This is a genomic window from Halalkalibacter lacteus (genome assembly GCF_036663595.1).
GTDB classification, from domain to species: domain Bacteria; phylum Bacillota; class Bacilli; order Bacillales; family Bacillaceae_D; genus Halalkalibacter; species Halalkalibacter lacteus.
On sequence record NZ_JAWRVL010000100.1, the window covers coordinates 1 to 483 of the forward strand.

General features: G+C 40.4%; 1 protein-coding gene. It reads right to left on the reverse strand.

Features of this window, described 5'->3' with window-relative positions:
* On the reverse strand, positions 1–483 hold a 483-nt coding region (locus SAZ04_RS21660), incomplete at both ends, for a transposase (RefSeq protein ID WP_332699571.1).

Consider the following 483-nt stretch of genomic DNA (forward strand, 5'->3'; position numbering starts at 1 on the left):
GATCCTCTCTTGGTGATGCGATTGATAGATGCTGTAAACTTCCCTGATTGGTAAATCCGAGGATCAATGCCTGCATAGGCTACTAGCTTTTTCGGGTGACTAAATTGTGTGACCTCACCTATTTCTGAGATAAGAGTAGCTGCAATTTTAGAACCCACCCCTGGGATGGACCGAAGGATCTCATACTCCTCAAACTGCATTGCTAACTGATCAATCTCTTGCTCTAGTACGTTGAGAAACTCTCGTTGTTGAAGAAGCATTTGAATATACATTTTTAGAGTAACTAAATGGCTTTGATACAGTGTTTTCTTAAATGGGTTCCGTTCTGCTGCCTCTTTTAACTTCAAAGCCTTTTCGCAAAACCAACCATATGATCTTTTTCCTCCTAGACCATGCATCTCCTTAGCTATTTCATCAGTTCGTACCTTCAACACGTCATCAGAAGTAGGATAGATGAGTAAAGTCTTTAATGATATAGGCGAA